At 27.8% G+C, this 2,936-nt stretch carries 4 protein-coding genes; 2 read left to right on the plus strand and 2 right to left on the minus strand.

Translation table 11 applies throughout. The annotated features are described in order from the left end of the window. Both BACCELL_RS27140 and BACCELL_RS16090 read right to left on the minus strand, forming a co-directional pair. The coding region (locus tag BACCELL_RS27140) for a hypothetical protein (RefSeq protein ID WP_007212974.1) at positions 1-339 on the minus strand (339 nt) is incomplete at its 3' end. A 2-nt stretch (positions 340-341) separates the two neighbouring features. Continuing rightward, a complete protein-coding gene (locus BACCELL_RS16090; protein ID WP_007212975.1) occupies positions 342-857 on the minus strand; it encodes a hypothetical protein in 516 nt (171 codons plus the stop codon). Between the two features lie 1,328 nt (positions 858-2,185). Here BACCELL_RS16090 and BACCELL_RS26905 point away from each other — a divergent pair. Beyond that, positions 2,186-2,332 carry a hypothetical protein gene (locus BACCELL_RS26905; protein WP_007212977.1) on the plus strand — a complete coding sequence of 49 codons (147 nt, stop codon included), beginning with the start codon at positions 2,186-2,188 and terminating at the stop codon, positions 2,330-2,332. Between the two features lie 149 nt (positions 2,333-2,481). Next, the coding region (locus BACCELL_RS27450) for a DUF3871 family protein (RefSeq protein WP_007212979.1) at positions 2,482-2,936 on the plus strand (455 nt) is incomplete at its 3' end.

Genomic DNA, 2,936 nt, shown 5'->3' on the forward strand with positions numbered 1-2,936 from the left:
CATGATACAGATTTGAGATATTAAATCTGCTGTATGTAATGGTCTGAATATGGTCTTTTCATCATTATCTATTTTCTTAAACTTGAAATACACTTCTATGTTGAATAATTTAGTCGAATTGGTTAGTATATCTTTTAATATTATCTGGCATTTATCAATAATTTTATCAATGTATTCGAAATTATATTTGTCTGATAATTTGTTATAGGTATTCAAATCTTCGGAAGACAATAATCCTTTTTCAAATATATATGATTCTAAAGCATATATTGAATTATATATATTAGTCCTATCTATTACTCTTTTATATACGGAGCTATTTATTATATTGAGAGTCATAATCAAAAATCTTTAGATAAAGGGTAATATTTTAATATGGTTTCTTTGATATTACTAATGAGTATATCGATATCTTTGTGCTTCTCATCAGGATATTTAAAGAAAAAATCTATCTCAGATTTTTCTTTTCTTATTCGAAGCGAAAACTTATTTGGAGTCACCAAATCTAATCTGAATACATCTACATTTTCTTTTTTAATATCAAATGTAGATGTAGTATAAGCGAATAATTCATCAAATATAAATATAAATTCGTCTTTTAGTGGATGTGAATCTATTACAAACTTGATTTTATCAAAAATACTATCAAACCATTTGACTTTTAGAGGCAAATCATTTATCCTTTTTATAAAATCATCTATTCTATCAGTGTAATAGCTAATATTGTATAAGGTATCAGGAGTATTGGATAAATATAAAGCATAAGTGGCAAGCAATTCTTTCATGTCATAACTTGGTGAAGTTATGATTGTTTTTATTAGCTTAAGCTTGTGTTGTTCTCTTTCTTTCGCATCCATGAGTTAATATAATTGTTAAATAAATATTGATTTAAAATTTTACATATTTTTCCATGATAAACAAACCATCTCAATCCTACTTTGGGGCAATAACTTATTATTAAAAAGCTTAATTCTTATAGCCCATTCTAGCTTGTTTTTTTATTTTATCACTTTGTTTCTGTTATTACAGTTTACTTTTTGGGGTTTCACAGTAGCAATATAAATTAAGATTTTCAACATAAACCAATAACATAATATTGAATACTTTTGGCAAATTTTACAGCCTACTTATTCTGTTATGAAATTTTATGTTTTAGATCAAAATTGTTACTGTAGTCACAAAGATAGTAAAAGTTTGGATATGCTACTTTTTTTTAAAAAATAAATTGTAAAAGAAATCATACTTGTTGCAAAATACTGGGAAATAATTGCATGTTAGGATCATGAGGGGGAAATTTTAATGAATATGAAACAATAATTATTAATAGAAACAACATGAAAGTTTTTTGTTGCTGGCAACCGAAGTCTATTTTTAATCGTGTAAACTTAGAGGGAAGATTTATTTTTATTCGAAGTATTTTTCATAAGCAAATAATAATAAAAGTGCGTAGGAAATCAGTAGTTGAATCATGAAATATGTTTGAAGTGAACAAAATGTAAAATATTGGATATCATATATTAACTCCACCGAAAAGAATTCTAAATAATAAAATATCATACACTTAGAATGTTTAATCCACTTTTTTGTTTTTATCAGATTAAGCATTGTTTTTGTAATAGGTTGTTAAAATGGTGTAATTCTAAGGATTTAAAAGTAAATAGCACGTTGCTAAACTATTACCCTTTCTGATTATATATTTCATAACTGATTGTTATTCAGAAATATAATCTGTGAACATATAGTAGTGGCATAAGTATGACTAATAATCAAAATGAGTAACCAGAATTAAAGAGAATAATGCTTCTATTTTATTTACGAATACTTGGAATATCCTTAAAAGAGTAACCTAGCTAGTATCACTTCTGCTTTATCTACGATTTAAATCACCCCAAACCCTAATATATGAGAAAGAACAAATAGATAAGAAATAAAAAACATATAAGCGATGTAATAATGTTAAAGACAAAACATTATCGCACCGAGAGACTAAATCCCTATTTTCAGCATTAATTATATGCCGGAAGTGGGGATTTTCTCGTATTTATATTCTTTCTCAATCAGGGAGCTAAAGGCTCTCTTTATTTTTTTCTTCTCACAGTTCACCGCCCACTTCTATTCATTTGAAAGCCTTATTTATGAATTAAAACAATGAATTATTAACAATTAAAGAATAGGAGAAATAACAATGAAAAAAGTAAAAATGATTATTGAAGTAGTAAAGTTTATAGGAATCATAGCGCACCTTTTGGAAGCCTTTGATTACATAGAATCCTTTATTAAAAGGAGAACTCAACAGAAACCAAATCCCGTAGGATTTAAAACAGAAGAATAATTATGACCAAATTTGAGAAGATTGAAACAGGTCTGATTATAATTTTTGAGGTAGTATTATGTACTCTCAAGAATGGAAAGAAATTTAGAAACCTTTTGAAGAAGAAGGTAAAAACAAGTAAAGAAACAAATTAAAAACAATTTAAAATTATGGAAACAAGTTTAAGCATCATCCCACAAGTAGGGATGGCAGTAATGAGAAGAAATATCTTAGATCAAGAAATAGATGATGCAATTATAGTAGAACCAAACGTAATGGTTGAAGAAGAGCATCCTCATTTCATAGAAAGTAATACCAATGAAATTACATTGGAAGAACTTAAAAACAAATGTGTTGTTCCCGTTTTTGGAGACAATTCATTAACAATTAGCCACCAGAGCTTTATAGAAAAAGTTTATCGGGCTGCAAGTGACTATTTTATAGGAGAGCAATTAGGAAATATAGAATGCCGTGTTTCACATCCGGTGATTGGCAGAATTCCGACCGCCCTCCATAAAAAAGCAAACGAACTCAGAGAAGATGAAAAGACTTTGTTTTATCAAAGGATGGCTTATTGCTTTGAGATTAAATCCATGAGTCAAACACTCAATGGAGAAGAGGTACA

Origin of the sequence: Bacteroides cellulosilyticus DSM 14838 (assembly GCF_000158035.1) — a bacterium.
Lineage (GTDB): Bacteria > Bacteroidota > Bacteroidia > Bacteroidales > Bacteroidaceae > Bacteroides > Bacteroides cellulosilyticus.

Bases quoted from the DNA above. Each gene is read 5' to 3' on its own strand.
- BACCELL_RS16090 (WP_007212975.1), bottom strand. From the start codon at position 857: ATGGATGCGAAAGAAAGAGAACAACACAAGCTTAAGCTAATAAAAACA.
- BACCELL_RS26905 (WP_007212977.1), top strand. From the start codon at position 2,186: ATGAAAAAAGTAAAAATGATTATTGAAGTAGTAAAGTTTATAGGAATC.